The organism is Actinoplanes subtropicus (genome assembly GCF_000721705.1).
Classification (GTDB): Bacteria; Actinomycetota; Actinomycetes; order Mycobacteriales; family Micromonosporaceae; genus Actinoplanes; species Actinoplanes subtropicus.
In genome coordinates, this window is record NZ_JOJL01000029.1 from 83,529 (window position 1) to 104,626 (window position 21,098).

At 70.0% G+C, this 21,098-nt stretch carries 17 protein-coding genes; 7 read left to right on the top strand and 10 right to left on the bottom strand.

What is annotated here, in order from left to right; genetic code table 11:
• Window positions 1-22: 22 nt before the first annotated feature.
• The 5 genes from rplI to IH26_RS0136495 all read right to left on the bottom strand — a co-directional run bounded on the left by rplI (window position 23) and on the right by IH26_RS0136495 (window position 2,997).
• Window positions 23-472, bottom strand: coding sequence for a 50S ribosomal protein L9 (gene rplI, locus IH26_RS0136475; RefSeq protein WP_030440837.1), 450 nt, complete (start codon window positions 470-472; stop codon window positions 23-25).
• A gap of 14 nt (window positions 473-486) precedes the next feature.
• Window positions 487-726, bottom strand: a complete 240-nt coding sequence (rpsR, locus tag IH26_RS0136480) for a 30S ribosomal protein S18 (RefSeq protein WP_007073789.1) — start codon at window positions 724-726, stop codon at window positions 487-489.
• 54 nt (window positions 727-780) lie between these two features.
• Window positions 781-1,332, bottom strand: a complete 552-nt coding sequence (locus IH26_RS0136485) for a single-stranded DNA-binding protein (RefSeq protein WP_030440838.1) — start codon at window positions 1,330-1,332, stop codon at window positions 781-783.
• A gap of 66 nt (window positions 1,333-1,398) precedes the next feature.
• Complete coding sequence (gene rpsF / locus IH26_RS0136490) at window positions 1,399-1,689, bottom strand: 30S ribosomal protein S6 (protein WP_034216710.1); 291 nt, start codon at window positions 1,687-1,689, stop codon at window positions 1,399-1,401.
• Window positions 1,690-2,001: 312 nt separating this feature from the next.
• Complete coding sequence (locus IH26_RS0136495) at window positions 2,002-2,997, bottom strand: hypothetical protein (protein WP_030440840.1); 996 nt, start codon at window positions 2,995-2,997, stop codon at window positions 2,002-2,004.
• 106 nt (window positions 2,998-3,103) lie between these two features.
• Between IH26_RS0136495 and IH26_RS0136500 the strand changes: the two genes are divergently transcribed.
• Entirely contained in the window at window positions 3,104-3,880 is a 777-nt protein-coding gene (locus IH26_RS0136500; RefSeq protein WP_030440841.1) for a deoxyribonuclease IV, read from the top strand.
• Between the two features lie 938 nt (window positions 3,881-4,818).
• The gene (locus IH26_RS0136505) at window positions 4,819-7,185 is read left to right on the top strand and encodes a hypothetical protein (RefSeq protein ID WP_425394427.1); all 2,367 of its coding nucleotides are present in this window, start codon (window positions 4,819-4,821) and stop codon (window positions 7,183-7,185) included.
• Window positions 7,186-7,602: 417 nt separating this feature from the next.
• Here the strand turns inward: IH26_RS0136505 and IH26_RS0136510 are convergent, their stop codons facing one another.
• The 3 genes from IH26_RS0136510 to IH26_RS0136520 form a co-directional block, all read right to left on the bottom strand.
• Window positions 7,603-9,135 carry a glycosyltransferase family 87 protein gene (locus tag IH26_RS0136510; protein WP_030440843.1) on the bottom strand — a complete coding sequence of 511 codons (1,533 nt, stop codon included), beginning with the start codon at window positions 9,133-9,135 and terminating at the stop codon, window positions 7,603-7,605.
• 153 nt (window positions 9,136-9,288) lie between these two features.
• On the bottom strand, window positions 9,289-11,256 hold the full coding sequence (locus IH26_RS54425) for a transglycosylase domain-containing protein (protein ID WP_245665834.1): 1,968 nt from the start codon (window positions 11,254-11,256) through the stop codon (window positions 9,289-9,291).
• Window positions 11,257-12,079: 823 nt separating this feature from the next.
• Window positions 12,080-12,547: a DUF5318 domain-containing protein gene (locus IH26_RS0136520; protein WP_030440844.1), complete on the bottom strand. Its 468-nt coding sequence runs from the start codon at window positions 12,545-12,547 to the stop codon at window positions 12,080-12,082.
• 169 nt (window positions 12,548-12,716) lie between these two features.
• Here IH26_RS0136520 and IH26_RS0136525 point away from each other — a divergent pair, with 169 nt between their 5' ends.
• Both IH26_RS0136525 and IH26_RS0136530 read left to right on the top strand, forming a co-directional pair.
• Window positions 12,717-13,361, top strand: coding sequence for a PadR family transcriptional regulator (locus IH26_RS0136525; RefSeq protein ID WP_030440845.1), 645 nt, complete (start codon window positions 12,717-12,719; stop codon window positions 13,359-13,361).
• A gap of 23 nt (window positions 13,362-13,384) precedes the next feature.
• Entirely contained in the window at window positions 13,385-14,464 is a 1,080-nt protein-coding gene (locus tag IH26_RS0136530) for an inositol-3-phosphate synthase (protein ID WP_030440846.1), read from the top strand.
• A gap of 66 nt (window positions 14,465-14,530) precedes the next feature.
• On the opposite strand, the gene IH26_RS0136535 is transcribed toward IH26_RS0136530, so the two are convergent.
• Together IH26_RS0136535 and IH26_RS0136540 are read right to left on the bottom strand one after the other, a co-directional pair.
• Window positions 14,531-14,986, bottom strand: coding sequence for a methylated-DNA--[protein]-cysteine S-methyltransferase (locus IH26_RS0136535; protein WP_030440847.1), 456 nt, complete (start codon window positions 14,984-14,986; stop codon window positions 14,531-14,533).
• 39 nt (window positions 14,987-15,025) lie between these two features.
• Complete coding sequence (locus IH26_RS0136540; RefSeq protein WP_030440848.1) at window positions 15,026-16,459, bottom strand: CCA tRNA nucleotidyltransferase; 1,434 nt, start codon at window positions 16,457-16,459, stop codon at window positions 15,026-15,028.
• Window positions 16,460-16,561: 102 nt separating this feature from the next.
• Between IH26_RS0136540 and IH26_RS0136545 the strand changes: the two genes are divergently transcribed.
• The 3 genes from IH26_RS0136545 to IH26_RS0136555 all read left to right on the top strand — a co-directional run bounded on the left by IH26_RS0136545 (window position 16,562) and on the right by IH26_RS0136555 (window position 21,079).
• Window positions 16,562-17,437, top strand: a complete 876-nt coding sequence (locus tag IH26_RS0136545) for a hypothetical protein (RefSeq protein WP_030440849.1) — start codon at window positions 16,562-16,564, stop codon at window positions 17,435-17,437.
• A 180-nt stretch (window positions 17,438-17,617) separates the two neighbouring features.
• Entirely contained in the window at window positions 17,618-19,342 is a 1,725-nt protein-coding gene (murJ, locus tag IH26_RS0136550) for a murein biosynthesis integral membrane protein MurJ (protein WP_245665827.1), read from the top strand.
• Window positions 19,343-19,540: 198 nt separating this feature from the next.
• The gene (locus IH26_RS0136555) at window positions 19,541-21,079 is read left to right on the top strand and encodes a protein kinase family protein (protein WP_034216711.1); all 1,539 of its coding nucleotides are present in this window, start codon (window positions 19,541-19,543) and stop codon (window positions 21,077-21,079) included.
• Window positions 21,080-21,098: the final 19 nt, after the last annotated feature.

Consider the following 21,098-nt stretch of genomic DNA (forward strand, 5'->3'; position numbering starts at 1 on the left):
TGACGCGTCTGAAGACGCGGCGTTACTTGGCGGCTACCACGTTCACCGGGAACGTTGCGGTGACCTCGGGGTGCAGCTTGACCTGGACGTTGTAGGCGCCCGTGGTCTTGATGTGCCCCGGGAGCTCGAGCCGGCGACGGTCGAGCGACGGGCCGCCGGCGGCCTTGACCGCGTCGACGATCTCGGCCGGGGTGATCGAGCCGAACAGCCGCCCGCCGTTGCCGGAACGCGCGGACAGCGTCACCTTGAGGCCGGACAGCTGCGCCTTGACCTCGTTGGCCTGGCCCAGGTCACGGATCTCGCGCGCCTCGCGGGCCCGCTTGATCACGACGACCTGCTTCTCGGCGCCCTTGCTCCACTGGATCGCGAAGCCCTGCGGCAGCAGGTAGTTACGGCCGTAGCCGTCCTTGACCTCGACGACATCGCCGGGGGTGCCGAGACCCGACACCTCCTGGGTGAGGATGATCTTCATGTCCCGGATCCTCCTCAGCGCGCCGTCGCCGTGTACGGCAGGAGCGCCATCTCGCGGGCGTTCTTGACCGCGCGGGCGATCTGCCGCTGCTGCTGCGAGGTCACCCCGGTCACCCGGCGAGCGCGGATCTTGCCGCGGTCGGAGATGAACTTCCGCAGCAGGGCGGTGTCCTTGTAGTCGATGTAGGTGATCCCGTCCTTGTCGAGCGGGTTCACCTTCTTCTTCGGCTTGCGCAGTGCCGCAGCCTTAGCCATTGCTCTTACTCCTGTTGTGATCCTCGCCGGCGGCGCACCACCGGCGGCTAAAAGCTAGAAGGGAGGCTCGTCGTCGAACGAGGAGCTGTTGCCGCCGCCGGAGCGGCCGCCCTGGGCCGGAGCCGCCGTCGCCCACGGGTCGTCGAAGTTGCCTCCGCCGCCACCGCCGCTGGGCTGCCGGTTGCCGCCGCCACCACCGTTGGAGGCGCCGAAACCGCCGCCCCCACCGCCACCGCCGGAGCGGCTCATCCGCTGCACCTTTGCCGTGGCGTACCGCAGCGACGGGCCGATCTCGTCGACCTCGAGCTCGTAGACGGTGCGCTTCTCTCCCTCGCGGGTCTCGTAAGACCGCTGGCGCAGCCGGCCCTGCACGATCACCCGGGCGCCACGCTGCAGCGACTCGGCGACGTGCTCGGCGGCGTCACGCCAGATGTTGCACGCAAGGAACAGTGGCTCGCCGTCTTTCCACTCGCCCGACTGCCGGTCCAGAGTGCGCGGCGTGGACGCGATGCGGAACTTGGCAACCGCCGCACCCGACGGGGTGAAGCGCAGCTCGGGATCGTCGGTGAGGTTACCGACGACCGTGATAACGGTTTCTCCTGCCATGATCTACTCCTCGCCGCTGTTCTCGTTCGTAGGAGGGTCGCAGAACCCCCTGACAAAAACGAGGGATCAGCGGGTCTCGGGCCGGATGACCTTGGTACGCAGGATGGACTCGTTGAGCCGCAGCTGACGGTCCAACTCGGCGACGGCCTCGGGGGTCGCCTGAAGGTCGACGACGGCGTAGATACCCTCGGCCTTCTTCTTGATCTCGAACGAGAGCCGGCGACGGCCCCACACATCGAGCTTCTCCACCGAGCCACCCGCGGTCCTGATCACGTTCAGGTACTGGTCGAGCGACGGGGCGACGGTGCGCTCCTCGAGCGAAGGGTCGAGGATCACCATGAGTTCGTAATGACGCAAGACGTTCTCACCTCCTGTGGGCTGAGCGGCCACGGTCTCTCCGTGGCAGGAGGTCTTGTGTCGATCGCAGACAAAGACCGTGGGTATACGCCCACGGTCGTCACACTGCGAACCGAGCAAGCATACCCACCCGTCTCGACCTGCCCAAATCCGGCCGGCAACACGAAAGAGGACCCCGTCGGCGGACGAGGTCCTCTTTCATTCGGGAGCCGCGGGGCGTCCGTTCCGCTTTCGCTGGGTGGGACCTGGGGAGGAACGACCACACCGATGAGGTTGGACGCGGCCGCCCCGCGGAGCTTGATGACAGCTAGCTTACGCCACTTTTGCCCGATTTGCACGTTGCGACACGATAGCCCGAATTGCCGCGGCGCCCACTCCCATCACGCACACCGCTGCGATCAGCGCCAGCAGTCCGATCGGCCCGCTCGCCCGGATCGGTTCCATCGAGGCCACCGGCTCCGCCGCCGCGATCTCGGCGGGTGGTGCCGCCGGTGCCGCGGGCGAGGTCGTCTGCATGGCCTGGCTCAGATCCAGCGTGCGTACGCCGGGGATAAGTGCCTTGCGGTCGCCCGGTGGCATGCCCGCGTACGCGGGAACCCGGCCGTCCGGCGTACCGGATGATTTGACCCGGACCCGTGTCGCGCCGCCACCCTGCGGCATCCCCTGGGCGGCGGAAGCCGCCGCCTGCGTCGCGGCCGAACCGCGCAGCGTAGCCGGCGCCCGCACCCCCGCCTGGCTCGTCGCCGGCGCGAGCCGGGACGGCCGGGCCACCGCCGACGCCGAGTCCGGCAGGGCACTGCCCGGCGCGGTACCGGACGGCGAGCTCGTCCCCGCGGCCGCCATGGCCGACCCGCTCGCCCCGCCCCCGGAGGGCGCCGGCATCGGGTCGGGCATCTGGGCCGGCGCCGAGGGGGTGGCCGTGACCAGCACCGGCGTCGCGTCGTCGCCGAGCGGGCAGTTCGGTTTGAGCAGCACCGACGTCGTGCCCCGGCGGAACACCACCTCGGTCGCCGAGTCGTCCGGCACCGTGCCCTTGGTGTCCCGGCCGAGCCGCAGCTGCGCGCTGTACCCGGTCTGGTTGATCAGCCGGACCGTACTGTCGGCCGGCACCACCATGCTCTCGATATCCGGCGTGGAGTGGCAGGAAAGTCCCAGCACACCGCCGCCGGAGAAGGTCACTTGCCGGCCGCCCTCGTTCGACGGGCTCAGCTGTTCGGCACTCGCCGACCCGTTTGTGAGCAGCGGCGCGCCGAATATCAGACCGCCGAGCACGAACGCCGTGATCCGGTAGCGGAACTGCCGCGACATGCACCATCTCCCAGTCCGTGAACAAGCCTCGATTGGGGCTAACGAGGTCCGCCGGGGCACGGTGACGCGCGCGGAAAGCGTCGGACCCTCGTCGTAGGCTCGACCCATGCGCATCGGAGCCCATGTCGATCCCACCGACCCCCTGGACGCGGCACGTGACCGCGGGGCCGACGCCGTGCAGTTCTTCCTGACCGACCCGCAGGGTTACAAAACGCCCAAACCACGGGAGGATGCCGCCGCCCTGCGCGAGTCCGAGGTGGACATCTACATCCACGCGCCGTACATCGTGAATGTCGCCTCACCGAACAACCGGATTCGCATCCCCAGCCGCAAGCTGCTGATGGCGCACGCCAGGGCGGCGGCCGAGCTGGGCGCGAAAGGCCTGATCGTGCACGGCGGCCACGTCGGCAAGGACGCCGACCTCGCCGCCGGCTTCGAGAATTGGCGCAAGGCGTTCGAGTATGCGGAGGCCGACGGCGGGCTGCCGCTGCCCATCCTGATCGAGAACACGGCCGGCGGCGACAACGCGTGTGCCCGCCGCTTCGACGATCTGGCCCGGCTGTGGGACGCCGTGGCCGGCTTCGGCGCCGGCTTCTGCCTGGATACCTGTCACGCCTTCGCGGGCGGCGAAGACCTGGTCGGCATCGTCGATCGGGTCAAGGCGATCACCGGCCGGATCGACCTGATTCACGCGAACGACTCGAAAGGCGGCTTCGACTCGGGTCAGGACAGGCACGACAACCTAGGGAATGGCAAGATCGACCCGGAGTTGGTGGTGGCCGCGCTCCGGGCCGCCGGCGCTCCGGCCGTCGTCGAGACGCCCGGCGGCGTCGAGGGCCAGGCCGCCGACATCGCGCTCCTGCGGGAGCGGGCGGGCCGCTGACGGCTCGATCCGAGCCAGCCGGGCCGAGCCAGCCGGTTACTGGGGGAGAGAAGACCATGACCACCGACCAGCCGCAGGAGCAGCAGGCGACTCCGCCGCCGCCCCGCGTCCCGGCGGCCGCCGAAATCCTGCGCCCCGCCGCGCCGGTTCCCGCCCAGCGCCAGGCCGAGCCCAAACCCGCCCGGCCGGCGCCCACCGCACCCGACCCGGTGAGCACACCTCCCCACCCGTCCCCCGTCGCCGCCACAACAGCGCCCAAGGCACCCCGGGCACCCAGCGGACCGCCCACTCTGGCCGAGGCACGCCCCACCCCACCGAGCACGCCCCCGACCCAGGCCGGCGCGGCCCCCGCGTCAGCAGCCAGCGCACCCCCCGCAGCCAGCGCACCCCCCAGCCCAGCGGGCGCGGGCCCCGCCACGGCCAGCACACCCTCCGGCCCATCAGGCGCGCCTCCCGGCCCGGCTGACACGTCGCCTTCTCGGACGGGCAAGCCCTCCGCCAAGGCCGGCTCGCCCCCAAACCCGACTGGCGCGTCGGCAACTCCCGCCAGCACGTCCTCGGGCGCGACCAGCGTGCCCCCGGCCCCGACCGGCGCGCCTCCCGCCGCGGCCGGCAGTTCAACTCCCGCCAGCACGCCCTCGGGCGCGACCGGCTCGCCCCAGGCCCCAACCGGCGCGCCTCCCGCCCCGACCGGCAGCTCGGCAACTCCCGCCAGCACGCCCTCGGGCGCGACCGGCTCGCCCCAGGCCCCAACCGGCGCGCCTCCTGCCCCGACCGGCAGCTCGGCAACTCCCGCCAGCACGCCCTCGGGAGCGACCGGCTCGCCCCCGCCGCCGAGTGGCGGGTCTTCTGCCGCGGCCGACGGCGCGGCCACCCCGGCCGGCACGACCGCCACTCCGGCCGACACCGCCCCCAAGCCGGCCGCCGCCGCGCCGCCGATGAGCGAGGCCGACCGGGCCGCGCGCCTCACGGCCTCCCTGGAGAGCGAGCCGAAGGAGCCCGACGCCGACTCGGGCTGGCGACGATTCCTCCGGGTCACCGGTCGACGACGTTCAGCGATCCCGGCGCGTGAACTCGTCGCGGTCGGCGCCGCATCGCCTCCGTCCGATGTGTCCGTTTCCGCGCCAGATGTAGCAGATCATCCACAAGAAACCGCTCCGGCCGTCCACCTCAAGGAACCGTTGTCGAGCGAGCGCCCCGCGACCGCCCCGCCCGACCCCTGGACCGTCTTCGCGACCATCAAGGAGCGCCCGCCCGGCCGCATCCGCCGGGCCACCCGCGCCCTAGGCCGCGGCCTGATCCACGAGTACGCCCTGGTCGCGTACATCGCGATCGCCATCGCAGTGGCGATGAGCTGGCCAACCCTGCAGTACCCGCTGCACACCCTCCCGCAGGACCTCGGCGATCCGGCCCGCCAGGCCTGGCAGATCGCCTGGAGCGGGCACATCCTGCTCACCGACCCGGTCAAGCTGTGGCAGGCGAACGCGTTCTTCCCCCAGTCGGACAGCTTCGCGTTCGGCGACAGCCTGCTCGGCTATGCCCCGGCCGGCATGCTCGGCCATGGTCCGCTCGCCGCCGCGCTGCGTTACAACATTCTCTTCGTGCTGGCCCACGCGCTGCTGCTGATCGGCGCTTACGCCCTGGTCCGCCAACTCGGCGCGGGCCGCACCGGCGCCACCGTGGCCGCGTTCGCGTTCGCATACGCCCCGTGGCGGCTCGCCCAGGAGGGCCACCTCGACATCATCTCCGCCGGCGGCATCCCGCTCGCCCTCGCCATGCTCGCCCGCGGGCACGGCTGGTCGATGCGGCGCGGCTTCCGGCGTACCCACCGCAGCGTCGGCTGGGCCGCGGCCGGCTGGTTGGTCGCCGCCTGGCAGGTCAGCCTCGGGTTCTCGCTCGGCCTGCCGTTCCTCGGCGTGCTCGCGCTGATCCTGCTGGTGCTGCTGGTCCGGGTGCCGATCCGGTGGCTGCGCCGGCCCGCCGAGCGCCCGGTGCTCGGCTGGCGCCTCCTGGCCACCGACATCGTCGGCTCGCTGATCGTGGCCTGCGTGGCGGCCCTGATCGCCATCCCGTACTTCCGCGGCCGGGGCACGAGCACCGCCACCGCCGAGATCAAGTTCTTCTCGCCGCCGCTGCGCAGCCTACTGATCGGCCCGGCCGAGTCACGCCTGTGGGGCGGGCCGCATCAGGTGCCCCGCTCGTCGCTGAGCTGGCCGGCCGAGATGTCGCTGCTGCCGGGCTTCGTGCTGTACGCCTTGGCGCTGGCCGGCCTGGCCTTCTCCATCTGGACGCTGTGGCAGCGCCTGGTGCTGTTGGCCGGGCTGGCCATCACGATCATCCTCACCCTGGGGACGAATTTCTTCGACGGTCGCTGGACGTACCTGCCGCTGTTCGGTCACCTCCCGGCCTCGGTCGGCGCCCGCATCCCCGGCCGTCTGATGCTGTGGACGACGCTGCTGCTGGCCATCCTCGCCGCCGGGGCGGTCGCCGAGTTCGTCCGGCGAGCCGAGAACTGGGCCGAGCAGCGTATCCCGCCGTGGCCCGGCCCGTGGCTGCGGCTGGCGACGCTGATCCCGCTCGCCCTGGTGCTGCTGGAGGGCTGGCCGTCGACCGCCCATCCGGTGGTGCCGGATCAGCCCGCGGCCATGCGCACCGTGACCGGCCCGATGCTGGTCCTGCCGACCGCCGAGCTCACCGATCAAATGATCATGTTCTGGTCGACCACGCGGTTCCAGCGGATCGCCAACGGCTCCGGCGGCCCCGCGTCCGCCCACCAGGCCGAGATGCGCAGAAACGTCGCCACCTTCCCCGACGCGACGAGCATCCAGTACTTGAAGTCACAGGGCATCAACACGGTCGTCCTGCTGCGCAAATACGTGGCCGGCACCCCGTGGGAACGCGCCGGCGACATCCCGGTCGACTCGCTCGGCATCAGCCGCGAGGACCTCGACGACGCCGTCCTGTTCCGCCTGAACCAGCCGCCCACATCCAGCCAACCCGGCACCGGCACGCAGCCGGGCGGGACCCAGCCCGGCACAGGCACGCTCCCGGGCACGGGCACGGGCACGGGCACGGGCACGGGCACGGGCACAGGCACAGGCACGGGTACAGGCACGGGCACGGGCACGCTCCCGGGCACGACCACCCAGCCCGGCGTCGGCACGACCACCCAGCCCGGCGGCCTGTCCTCCACCCAGGGCAACCAGGCCGGCAACCCTCCTCCCGGCGGGGGAACCCAGCCCCAGTTCGGCACCGGCGCCCGCCCGACGCTCAACGCCCAACCAGGCCTGGCCGCCGTCGGCTGACCCAGCGCGGCCGACACCACCGAGCACGGACGGATCCGGCCGAGAGCACGGACACAATGAGCGCGGCCGGTCAAGCGGGGACGTAATGCCGTCGGGCACCGGCCGACGGGAGCGCTACGCCAGTCGCACGCCCGGAGTGGCGGCACGCAGGGCCGGTGGCATGGCTGGCGCGCAGGGCCTTGACCGCGCAGGGCCCGTGGCGCGCAGGGCCCGTGGCGCGCAGGGCCCGTGGCGCGCAGGGCCGGTGGCGCGCAGGGTCGGTGGCGCGCTGCTGCTGAGCGGTGGGCATTTCAGGCGCATAGCGCGACAAAGTGACGCCCGGCCCGCCTGCGAATCAACGATGCCGGGCCCGCCTGCGGAAGAGCGACGCCCGGGCCCGCCGTGGGTTGGCGGGTCCGGGCGTCGTTCGTGTCGGTGTCAGCCGGCCAGGGCGGCGGGCTCGGGAGTGGGTGGGGGCTCGAGCGCCTCGGCCGGATTCGGGCGGTTGCGGACGAAGGCTCGGCGGAAGTTCTCGACCCAGCCCGCGTCGGGAAGGTTGAGCAGGCCGCCGTCCGGATCGTCGGAGTAGGTGTGGCGGACCACGTCGAGTTCCGGCCGCCAGATCTCGCGGATCACCAGGCCGCACAGCACCGCGACGGTGATGATGCGCAGGGCCGCGGCCAGCACGAACGTGCCCTCCGGGATCACCGGCTTGCCGCCGGCGCCGAGCAACTCGGCGTAGAACGCGGTGAAGTAGCCGAACTCGGCGACCGTCCAGGCGATGATCGCTCCCCAGCGCGGCCGGGCGAGCACGATCAGGGGGAGCAGCCAGAGCACGTACTGCTGCGACCAGACCTTGCTGAACAGCAGGAACGCCGCCACGACCAGGAAGACCAGCTGGGCCAGACGCGGGCGACGCGGCGCCAGGAAGGCCAGGAACGCTATCCCCACGCAGGCGAGCCCGAACAACCCGTACGTCAGGATGTTGAGGGTTGGAATGTGGTTGCTGAGCCACTGGAACGGGCCCTGGTCGGTCCCGCTGCCGGTGTGCCACTTGCCGTCCAGGTAGCGGCCGACATACCAGAACGTGCCCCAGTCGATCGGCCGCTCGCTGTTGAGCTGGAAGAACCGCAGCCAGCTGTCGTGGTAGAGGTACCAGACCGGGAAGTTGACCACGATCCACGAGCCTGCGGTGGTCAGGAACGCCCAGAGCCATTTGTCGATCGTGCGCGACCGCAACGCCAGCACGAGCAGCGGGCCGAGGATGAACAGCGGCCACAGTTTGGCCGCCGCGCCGAGCCCGAAGAACACGCCCGCCCAGGCCGGATGTCGCTTGGCCCAGAGGTAGAGGCCGATCGCGGCCAGCCCGATCGCCAGGAAGTCCCAGTTGACCGTGGCGGTGAAGAAGATGATCGGGGAGAGCGCGAAGATCGCCGCGTCCCATGGTCGTCTCCGGCGCAGCGCGAGGATCACGGCCGCGGTCATCACGGCGAGCGCGGAGAGCACCAGCGCGTTGGCGTTGTAGAACCACTGGCCCTGGTTGATCTCCGGATGCTTCACGCCGTACGCGTGCACCGGCAGCCCGAGCGCGCCCATGAAGTAGCCGGTGACCACCGGATACTCCACCGCATGGTCCTTGTACGGAACCTTGCCCTCGTTGAGCCCCTCGGCGTAGTAGAGCGCCAGCACGTCGGTGTAGCAGAACCGGGTGTACTGGATGTTCTTCTGCCAGTCCCCGGTCTGGCACGGCGACTTCTGCACCCAGGAGAACGCCAGCGTGATGCAGGTCAGCGCGAGGATGATCCGTGCCGCCGTCCAGAACCGCCCGCGACGCGCGTCGGGTCGCACGGCGTGCCCGCCCAGCGGTCCACCGATCGCCTCGGAGAGGCCACGCACGAACGGATCACCGGTCGCCGCGGCGGCGGGCGGGCCCTCGGGGCGGTCGATGTCCTCGGACGGTTGCGTACTCATGACAACGCATCATGCCGCATCGGGACGCCATAGTCGGACACAACTTCCGGCGTACGTGAGAAAGCCTGATGAAACGGCATGCCGCGCCGGAACGACGACGGCCGCCGTGCGCCCCGAAGGGTGCACGCCAGCCGCCGGTGCAGAGTTCAGGCGCTAATTGGTGCCTTGGGTGACTTGCGTCGTGGGATCGGTATTGCCGGTGGTGTCCCCGGTGCCGCCGTTGGCCCCGTTGCCGTTGCCACCGTTGCCGCCGTTCCCGTTGCCGTTGCCATTGCCGTTCCCGTTGCCGCCGTTGTTGTTGTTGCCGTTGTTGTTGTTGCCGGGGCAGGGCAGGCCGAGCAGGGCGGCCGCGCAGTTCTGGTTGTCCGGCTGGGTCACGACGACCGGCTTGACGCCGTTGCCGAACTTGTTCGGGTCACCGGTGATCTGGCGGTCCGGGAAGTCCTTGTTGTCCCAGTTCTTCGCCTCGGCGGAATCGTTGATGAACTGCCGCCAGATCTTCGACGGCACGCCGGCGCCGAACATGTCCTTGAACCGGCTGCTGCTGTTCGGATCGTGCAGCTCGACCTTGTTGTTCTTGCCGCCGACCCAGACGGTCACGGCCAGCTGCGGGATGCCACCGACGAACCAACAGTCACCGGAGCCGGTGTGCTTGTCCTTGCCGTCGTTGTACTCCCAGGTGCCGGACTTGGCGATGCCCTGCCGGCCCCCGGCGAGGTTCCGGCCGTCGGCCTTCACGATCTTCGCCATGACGCCCTGCAGGTTGGACATCGTGTCTTCGCGGAAGACCTGCTTGCCCGCGCCCTTCTCGGCGTTGATGTTCTCGACCGTGCCGTCGTCCGGGTTGACCCGCTTCACCGTGGTGATGAAGTGCGCGTCGTGGTGCACACCGTTGTTGACGATGGTGGCGACACCCTCGGCGTGCTCGAGCGGGACGACCCGGTACTGGCCGAAGCCGACCTCGTCGTCGAAGTAGCCGGACTTCAGCCAGGTGTTCTTGTCGGTCGTGTCGAGGTCGACCTGCTTACCGTTCGGGAACTGCTTGTTGCCGTCGGTGTACAGGTGCTGGATGCCGGCGGCCTTGGCCGCGGCGATCACCTTGTCCCGGCCCAGCTTGTCGGCGATCCAGTAGAACGGGAAGTTGTACGACTTGATCGTCGCCGTCTCGAGGTCACAGTCCTTGGCGTGCCCCTTGCAGATCGTGCCCGGGTCGGCGCCGGCGTTGTTGATCGGCGTGCCGTTGCGCCTGGGCAGCGTGCTGTCCCAGATGCTGTCGAAGGACAGGTCCTCCTGCAGGCCGGCCGCGAGCGTGTAGATCTTGAAACTCGAGCCGGGTGACTGGCCGCCGACGATCCCGGAGCCGTCGCCGGCCATGTAGCCGGCATAGTCGGTGCCGGTCGGTTTGTCGCCGCCGTAGTAGCCCAGTACCCGGCCGTTCGTGGGATCGATGCCGATGACCGCGGCCTGATAGGTGCTCGGCAGTCCGTGCATCGGCGAGGACGTACGGGCGGCGGAGCCCGCGTCCTCAGCCGCCTTCTGCACCGCCGGGTCGATCGTCGTGGTGACCGTCAGACCGCCCTGGTTGAACTTGTCGTCGTCGATGCCCATCTTCGCGAGCTCGGCCTTCACGTGCCGCAGGATCATGCCGACCGGCTTGTCCGCGGCGCAGGTCTTGCAGGAGCTCGCCGTGGGCTTCTTGACGGTCGGGTACTTGCGCGCCGCGTACTCCGCTGGACTGATCCAGTTCATGTCCAGCATGTTCTTCATCGTGTACTCCCAGCGCTCCTTGGCGCCGGAGGGGTTGTAGTTCGGGTCGTAGCCGCCGTAGGCCTTCGTCGGGTAGGGCTGCTTGATGATCGAGGCGAGCACCGCCGCCTCGGACGGCGTGATGGCGTTCTTCTGCCCGGCCGGCGTGGTCACCGACTTGCCGAAGTAGCCCTGGGCCGCGGCCTCGATGCCGTACCTGCCCTCACCGAGGGGGATGTAGTTCAGGTACATGCCCATGATCTGGTCTTTGTTGTACTGCGACTCCAGCTTGCGGGCGATGACCGCCTCGCGCAGCTTGCGGTTGATGCTGATCGCCTTGAGATCGGCCGCGTGCCGGGCGTACTGCTGGGTGATCGTGGACGCGCCCTGCGTCGCGCCGCCGCGCCCATCCGGGCGAGCACCGTGCCGTCCGCATACTTGATCACGTTGGACTGGTCCTCGGTGACCGGCGGCGGCAGGGCGACGTCGTCGAAGAAGTAGGTACCGCCCACGACGCCGGCGCCGAGCATGATGACGATGACGGCGGCCGCGGCGGTCAGGATGTTGGTGCGCCGGCGACGCTTGGCCGCCTTCGACTTGTCCTTGCCGGCCGGACCGGCCGGCGTGCCCGGCGCGTCCAACCCGGGCCGGACCGCGGCGCGGGCCACCGAGGCCCGGCCGCCGACGGAACTGGCGCCGGCGCCGACCGCGGCGCGCGCGCCCACGCGGGCCGAGCCCGCGGCGCCGCCCACGGAGGCGCTGCCGACCGACGCACTGCCGGCGGCACCGGGTGCCCTACCGACCGAAGCGACTCCCGCGGACGCGCCCACCTGGGCCGCGCCGACCGAGGCGCTGCCGACGGAGGCACGCCCGCCGGCCCCACGGCGGTATGCGTCCGGGGCGGGACGAGCCGAGCCCGAAGCCCTGCTGGAGTCGTCAGGCGCGGCGGCACCGGCCCCGGGCACGCTGGCCCGGGCACGCGGGGACTGCGATTCGCCGTACGAAGTCATGCGGTCACACCTCGGTCACGGCAGCGCACATCGACAGAGCCCTGGACGGGCCCCGCCGACGACGCCGCACGCGGCAGATTTGGGCTGCATTCCGGCAGCCGCCCTGTCGGATGTCGTCAATGACCGATTGCGGCGCTGGATGCCCGAGTCGGTCGGGGTCGTAAACACGGTACCGATTTCGGACCACCTCATCGGCGGCCCTCCCGGCGTTGCGATGACGACCCTGCTTCGCGGTGGCGGCCCGCGAGGGCCAAGGCGGCGGCCTCGACCTGATCAAGCTCGTCGGCGGTCAGCGCGTCCCGGCCCAGCACGTACTGCTGGGTCAGGTGATTCCACGCGCAGGAACGGCACACCTCCACGACGAATACTTGAAACTCACGCAGAGTCATCGCCAGGACGGGTAGCTCGGCCAACTTCCGGGCCTGCCCGGCGGACTGCTTGAGTTCATCGCCGTAGATGTAATGCACCAGGGTGAGATTGTCGCGGCGGCAGACCGGACAGCGGTCGTCGGTCGGCTCGCCGTGGAACCTAGCTGCGTTTTTCAAGTACGGGGACGCATCGCAGACCTCAAGAGTCCCGACCCGACCGTTGTGCACGTCACGCAGCACTGCCCGCTTCTGTAGCGAGTAGTCGACGACCTGCCGCTGCGTGCGCATGGCGAAGAGAGTACGCGGTCCACGGCGGCGCGGCGACAGCCATCACGCAGCGTGGCGTTGTCGTTGCGTAACCGGCACCACTTTCTGTTCTCCTTGCGTCCATCCGAGAGTAGATCTACCGTTGCGATGTATCGGGCCGATACATCGGGATGCGAGGAGGGGATGGCCAATGTTGGAGCTGGCGATCCTCGGTCTGCTGCAGGAAACCCCGATGCACGGTTACGAGCTCCGCAAGGAGTTGGCCACCAAGCTGGGCACCATCCGCGCGGCGATCAGCTACGGCACCCTGTACCCGACTCTCAAGCGGCTGCACACCGCCGGCTGGATCACCGAGTCGGCCTCGGACCCCTCCACGGTCCCTCCGATGACCAGCAAACGCGGCCGGGTTGTCTACAAGATCACCGCAGAGGGCAAGGAACGCTTCGCCGACCTGCTCGCCCAGGCCGGCCCGGAGACGTACGACGACGCCGGCTTCGGGGTGCACTTCGCCTTCTTCGCCCGCACCGACCAGGCCACCCGCCTGCGGATTCTCGAGGGCCGCCGGAGGCGCATCGAGGAGCGCCGCGAGGGCCTGCGCGACGTGCTCGCCCGCGCCGGCGAGCGGCTCGACGCGTACACCCTGGAATTGCAACGCCATGGTCTCGACGCCTGCGAGCGCGAGGTCCGGTGGCTGGAGGAGCTCATCACCAACGAGCGCTCCGGCCGCGCGCCGGCCACCCCCGGTTCCTTCGAGCTCCCCACCACCGAGTCACCACATCGGGTGGCTGGGGACACTTCCCCCCAATCCCCGCGTCCGCACGAGGACCGGCCGTGATGAACAACAAGGAGGCAAACGCGATGGGTTCCGTCCGCGTCGCCATCGTCGGTGTGGGTAACTGCGCCTCGTCCCTGGTCCAGGGCGTGGAGTACTACAAGAACGCCGACCCCAACGACCGCGTCCCGGGTCTCATGCACGTGACCTTCGGCGACTACCACGTATCCGACGTGCAGTTCGTCGCGGCGTTCGATGTGGACGCCAAGAAGGTCGGCATGGACCTGTCCGAGGCGATCGTGGCCAGCGAGAACAACACGATCAAGCTGACCGACGTGCCGCCGACCGGCGTCACCGTCCAGCGTGGACCGACCTTCGACGGTCTGGGCACGTACTACCGCGAGATCATCGAGGAGTCGCCGGCCGACGCGGTCGACGTGGCGCAGGCGCTGCGCGACGCGCGGGTCGACGTGGTCGTCTCCTACCTGCCGGTGGGTTCGGAGCAGGCGGACAAGTTCTACGCCCAGGCAGCAATCGACGCCGGCTGCGCCTTCGTCAACGCGCTGCCCGTCTTCATCGCGTCGAACCCGGAGTGGGCGCAGAAATTCACCGACGCCGGCCTCCCGATCGTCGGCGACGACATCAAGAGCCAGGTCGGCGCGACGATCGTGCACCGCGCGCTCGCCAAGCTGTTCGAGGACCGTGGCGTCGAGTTGCTGCGCACGTACCAGCTCAACTTCGGCGGCAACATGGACTTCATGAACATGCTGGAACGCAACCGCCTGGTCTCCAAGAAGATCTCGAAGACCCAGTCGGTGACCAGCCAGATCCCGCACGAGATGGTCAAGAGCGACGTGCACATCGGCCCGTCCGACCACGTGCCGTGGCTCGACGACCGCAAGTGGGCCTACATCCGCCTGGAGGGCCGTTCCTTCGGTGACACCCCGCTGAACGCCGAGCTCAAGCTCGAGGTGTGGGACTCCCCGAACTCGGCCGGCGTCATCATCGACGCCGTCCGCGCCGCGAAGATCGCCAAGGACCGCGGCATCGGCGGCCCGATCCTCTCGGCCTCCTCCTACTTCATGAAGTCCCCGCCGGTCCAGTACAACGACCACGACGCGAAGGAATCCGTCGAGGCCTTCATCCGCGGCGACATCGAGCGCTGACACCCGCACCCAACGAGCAAGGCCGGGCCGCCCAGGCGACCCGGCCTTTGCCGTCTATCCCGCTGGTCAACCCCAGGCGCGGGCCAGCGCGACCCTCGCCTCCAGCTCCAACAGCTTCCGCTTGCGGTCGAGGCCGCCGCCGAAGCCGACCATCTTGCCGCCGGCGCCGACGACGCGGTGGCACGGGACGATGACCGGGACGGGGTTGTGGTTGCAGGCGGTGCCGACCGCGCGGGCGGCACCCGGGTCGCCGAGGGCGGTGGCGATCGCGCCGTACGTAGTCATCTCGCCGTAGGGGATTTTGGCGATCTCGGCCCAGACTGCCCGCTCGAACTCGGACCCGCCGCGCAGCTCGAACGGCACGGTGAAGTCGGTGAGCTCGCCCGCGAAATACGACGTAAGCTGCGCGGCAGCCGGGTGCGAAGCGGACGGCCCGGGCCGCGCGCCGAAGCGCACGTTGACCACGGTGTCACCAACCACGGTCACGCCCAGCGGCCCGATGGGCGAATCGACGACGAACATGCCCCCGATTCTGCCCCGGGGGTACGACAAGAAAGTCGATCAGGACGGCAGGTGGCCGTTGTCCCGGGCCCACTTGAAGAGCTCGGCCTCGGCCTCGTCGCGGCTCAGCGGCCCGCGGTCGAGCCGGAGCTCCTTCAGAAAGCGCCACGCCTGCCCGACGACCGGCCCAGGCGGCAGGCCGAGCAGCTCCATGATGGCGTTGCCGTCGAGGTCGGGGCGGACCCGGGCGAGATCCTCCTCGGCCTGCAGGCGGGCGATCCGCTCCTCGAGCGCGTCGTAGTCGGCCGCCAGGTTGGCCGCCTTGCGGCGGTTGCGGGTCGTCACGTCCGAGCGGGTGAGCCGGTGCAGCCGGGTGAGCAGCGGCCCGGCGTCGGTCACGTACCGGCGCACCGCCGAGTCGGTCCACTCGCCCCGGCCGTACCCGTAGAAACGAAGGTGCAGGGCGACCAGCTCGACCACGTCCGAGATGACGTCCTTGGGGTAGCGGAGCGCCTTCATCCGCTGCTTGGTGAGCCGAGCCCCGACGATCTCGTGGTGATGGAAGCTGACCCGGCCGTCGCGGCCGACCGCCTTGGTGGCCGGCTTGCCGACGTCGTGCATGAGCGCGGCCATCCGCAGCACGAAGTCGGGACCGTCGGCGCCCTCGAGACGGATCGCGTTCTGCACGACGATCAGCGTGTGCTCGTACACGTCCTTGTGCTGGGCGTGCTCGTCGATCTCGAGCTTGAGCCCGGAGATCTCCGGCAGGAAGCGGTCGGCCAGCCCGGTGTCGACGAGCAGCCGCAACCCGGCGATCGGGTCGGCCCCGGTCATCAGCTTGGTGAACTCGTCGCGGATCCGCTCGGCCGTGATCCGGTCAAGATCGGCTGACATGGCTGACATGGCCGAAACAACCGATTCGTCCACTGTAAAACGCAGCTTCGCCGCAAACCGGGCGGCCCGCAGCATCCGAAGTGGATCATCACCGAACGACAGTGACGGGGCGGCCGGCGTGCGGATCATCTTCGCGGCCAGATCGGCCAGGCCGCCGAACGGATCGGTGAAGACGTGCCCGGGCAGCGACACGGCCATCGCGTTGATCGTGAAGTCGCGCCGCTCGAGATCTTCGAGGAGCGACTTGCCGTACCGGACGACCGGATTGCGGGTGACCCCGTCGTACGCCTCCGCCCGGAACGTCGTGATCTCCAGCCGGAGACCGTTCTTCTGCAGCCCGATCGTGCCGAACTCGCGACCGGTCTCCCAGATCGCGTCCGCCCAGCCCTGCACGACCGCGAGGGTCTGCTCGGGCGTCGCATCGGTGCAGAAGTCGAGATCGTCGCCGAGCTCGCCCAGCAGCGCATCCCGTACGGAGCCGCCGACCAGGTGCAACTCGTGGCCGGCCGTTTCGAACCGGCGCCCGAGCTCGTCCGCGACCGGCGACACTCGAAGCAGCTCGGCGACGGCTTTGCGCTGGGCAGCATTCAACACAGACATGGGATGACAAGCCTACCGGGCCTTTAGTCGAGTCTTGGGTGGTGGGCGGGGCGGTCGGATGGGGGCGTGGCGGCAACCAATTGCAGCGGGCAGTATGAACGCGTGCCCGTTTCCGAGGCGCTGCGTCGCCTGGCCGAGGACCCCGGCTTCTGGACGGGCGGAAGCGCGATCCCCGACGACCCGAAGGAGCTGCGGGTGACCTTTCCGGTCACCGGCGGCTATGCGCTCGTGCTCGAGGTCGACCTGGCCACCGGCGAGCGCACCCTGGGCCTGCGCGTGCCGGCCACCTCCGAGCCGATCCAGCTGGGCTGGGCCGAGCCCGCCGGCCCCTATCCCGCGTCGCTGCGCTGGTGGGAGCTCGATCTCTGCGCCCGGGTCATCGCCCTCGAGGACCCGACGCTGCCGCATCCGGGCCTGGTCGTCGCGCTGCTGTCCCCGTTCGCCCCGGCCACCCCGGAAGACGACGAGACCATGATCGCCGCTCTTCGCGAGGTGGCCTACCGCTCGCTGCGCCGGGACGTGCCGCCGGTCGAGCCGCACGGTCCCGAGCAGGCTCCGCTGCCGCTGTTCGCGAGCGACGACTGGTGGCCGTCGCCGCCGGCGCCGTCACCGCAGGTGCTCGACGAGGCCGCGATCGCCGAGCTCACCCGTCCGGTGACCCGATATCCGGAGGTGCGACATGGGTCGCGCTTCCCGCGCGAGAGCCTGGCCGATCTCGTACGCCTGGCCTCGGCGCACCTCGACCGCCTGCCGCGACAGTCCTGGTATTCGACGACCGTCCCGCTGGCCCGGCACATCCTCGACACCGGTGACCTGGCCCCCATTCCCGCGCTGCTGGGTGCGCTGACCGAGGCGGGCTGCGATCATCCGACGGTGCTGGACGCGTTGAGTGAGCCCCTGGTGCCCGCCGAGGCCTGCTGGATGGTCGAGACGCTCGCCGGCGCGCGGCCTGGCACCCTCCTGCGACGCCATGTGTGACGTACCCCTTTATGGTGACTCTGTGTTCTCATCCCCGGTGGAGTCGGCGTGACCGGCGGCCTCTATAACAGTGCCAACTCGCGTGGCTTGCCGCCGTCCGCGGACGACGTCCCGGGAAACTTCGAACAAACAAGACAAAACCCACCCGGTGTGTACGGGCGGCCAGCCCACGAAGAAGCAGTGCTCGGCCCGATCACCAACTCCATGCCCGGTGTGCCCCTCGAGCAGGACAACCTGCCGCCCGAGGAGGTACCCGCCGAGAGCCAGAAGCCGGCCGCCGGCGGCGGACTGCTGCGGTCCAGCGCCATCATGGCGGTCGGCACGCTCGCGTCCCGGGTCACCGGCTTCTTCCGGTCGGCCCTGCTGGTCGCGGCCCTGGGCACCGGCTTGCTGGCCGACCCGTTCAACACCGCCAACACGATCCCCAACATCGTGTACGACATCCTGCTCGGCGGCGTGCTGACCGCGGCCCACGTCCCGCTGCTGATCCGCGCGCGCAACAAGTCGGAGAAGTACGGCGAGGAGTTCGAGCAGCGGCTCTTCACGATCCTGCTGTGCGCGCTCGGCCTGATCACCGTGGCCGCGATGTCGATCGCGCCGGCGCTCATCGACCTGTACGGCAGCAAGTTCACCCCGGCGCAGCACCGGATCGCGGTGCTGTTCCTGCTGTTCTTCCTGCCGCAGGTCTTCTTCTACGGATTCGCCGCGGTGGCCGGCGCCTCGCTGAACTCGCGGGGCCGGTTCGCCGCACCGATGTGGACACCGGTCCTCAACAACTTCGTCGTGATCGCCATCCTCGGCGTCTTCATGTTCATCACCCGCGGTGACAAGCTGACGCCGGAGACGATCAGCAACGGGGAGCTCCGTTTCCTCGCGATCGGCGTGACGGCCGGCGTGGCCGCGCAGGCGTTCGGCCTGATCCCGTCGATGCGGGCGCTCGGCTTCAACTTCCGGCCGCGCTTCGACTTCCGGCGCGCCGAGCTGACCCAGATGTGGGGCATGGCCAGCTGGACCCTGCTCTACGTGGTGGCCCAGCAGATCGCGCTGGTCGTCTACACCAACCTCGCCAACGCGGCCGGCGCGCGCTACGCGACCGAGACCGGCAGCAAGACCGGCGTCGGCCTCACCCCCTGGACGAACGCGTACGCCTTCTTCCAGCTCCCGTACGCCGTGGTCGCGATCTCGATCATCACGGCGATCCTGCCCCGGATGACGCAGAGCGCCGCCGAGGGGAAGCTGAGCCGGCTCGCCGGTGAACTTCGCGAGGGACTTCGGCTGTCGCTGGCGCTGATGCTGCCCGCGGTGGCGCTGCTGTTCGGCGCGGCCAGCGAGATCTGTTACGTGCTGTTCGCGCATGGCCACGCCACTCCGGCCGACGCGGCGGTGATGGCGAACGTGCTGCGGGTCTTCGCCGTCGGCCTGACCCCGTTCGCGGTGCTCCAATTGCTCCAGCGCGGCTTCTACGCCCAGCAGGACACCCGTACGCCCGCCTTGATCGCGATTTTCTCGACCGGCATCGGGGCCCTGGCCGCCGTCGTGTTCGCCCAGATTCTGAAGACCGAGCATGTGGTGTTGGGCATCGCCGGCGCCCAGGGCATCTCCTGGACGTTCGGGTGCCTGGTGTCGATCGTGCTGCTGCGCCGCCGGATCGGGCGCCTCGGCGGGCGCGAAATTCTCACCCTCTTCTCGAAGGCCGCGATCTGCAGCCTGGCCGCGCTCGCCGTCGCCGAGATCGGCCACCTGGTCGTCGGCCCGCACGTGAGCGACAGCTTCGTGCTCTCGGCACTCCTGTTGGCGGCGCAGTGCGTGCTCGGATTCGGCGCGTTTCTCGTGGTGGCTGCCGTCGTCCGGCTCCCCGAGATCAACCAAGTGATCGGAATGGTGCGCCGGAAAGTCGGGCGCTGACCCTGGTCAGGTGCTTCTCCCCCATTCCGGGAAGGTGAAATGTCCGTTCGGACGGGCATGTCCGAGTGCCGCGCCGGGGGGACGACCTGCCATAGGGTTGGCGTGGGCGGGTATGGTCAGTGTCGGCATGTGCTCAGCGCACGTCGTCAGTTGCACCCAGCGCGCCACCAGCGTGCGCGGAGCACCGAGGGAGGACGGGTGACCCAGGTCGGCGAAGGCCACGAGACCGCGGCCGATGCGGACGGGCCGGTCATGACCCGCGGTAACCCCGCCGTCGGTGAGATCCTGGCCGAGCGCTATCAGCTCGAGGAACACGTCAACGACGACAGCGCGGGCCGTCAGGTCTGGCGCGGCATCGACGTGGTTCTCCGTCGTCCGGTCGCGGTGGTGCTGCGCTATCCCGGCGGCGACCCCGCCACCGAGATGCTGCAGGCCGCGGTCGACGCGAGCCGCGTGATCCACCCCAACCTGGTCGGCGTCTACGACGCGATCGACGAGGGCACCCGCGCCTACGTGGTGCGCGAGTGGGTCGACGGCGAGTCGCTGCGCGAGCTGATCACCCAGGATGGTCCGCTCGACCCGGCCCGGTCCACGACGATCGCGCACGCCATCGCCGACGCGCTGGCTGCCGTGCACGCCACCGGCATGGTGCACGGCAACGTGCACCCCGGCACCACCCTGATCGCCGACGACGGCCGGGTGGTGCTCGCCGACGCGCGGGCCGACGCGGCCGACAGCGCGGAGAAAGACGTTCGCGCCGTCGGCGGCCTTCTTTACTACGCGCTGACTGCCCACTGGCCGCATGCCGAGGTCGGCCGGTCGGCGATCCCCGACGCGAACCGCGACGGCTCGGGCAACCCGGCCGCCCCGCGGCAGATCCGCGCGGGCGTCCCGGCCTATCTCGACGATCTGACGATGGATCTGCTCGACAAGCGGGTCGCGGCCCCCGAGGCCGACGCGCTCGCCGCCGAGCTGGCCCGGCTGGACGCCGCCGACGACGACTACGACGACGTCGGTCCGCTGCGATTCACCCAGGGCAACGCCACGGCCGAGCCGCCGCGGAACAATTCGAAGATCATCATCGGGGTGGCGGCGCTGGTCGTCATCGCGATCGTCGGCCTGGTCTTCGGCATCCGCGCGATCACCAGTCAAGGCAACCCGAGCACGAGCAAGACTACCGAGGCGAACGCCGGCGGCGCCCCGGCCAGCGCGGGCACCGACTCGCAGGCCCCGTCCAAAAATCCGCAGCAGATCAAGCTCACCCCCGACATGGTCCGCATCGTCGACCCGCCGAAGGGTGACCGCGACCAATCCAACCAGGCGAAAAACGTCGTCGACGGCGACCCGGACACGGCGTGGACCACGCACACCTTCAATCAGCCGAAGTTCGGCAACCTGAAGGCCGGCATGGGTGTCCTGATCAATCTGGGCACCCCGCGGAACCTCGCCGACGTGCGGGTCGAGACCTCGTCGTCCGGCGTGGGCATGGACATCCGGGCCGGCACCACCGACCCGGGCGACAACAGCCAGGGCGACCAGAAGATCGTCGACTCGTACAAGAAGCTGGGCGAGCCGGACGCGGACCCGAAGGCCGGCGGCACCAACCGCGTCTTCTCGGTCTTCGATCCGAACACCAAGTACCAGTACATCCTGGTCTGGTTGACCGAGCTGCCGCCGAACGACGACGGCAGCGGCTACAAGGTCAGCGTCAACGAGATCTTGGTAGAGGGCTACTGATTCTCGAGGGCTGGCGCCC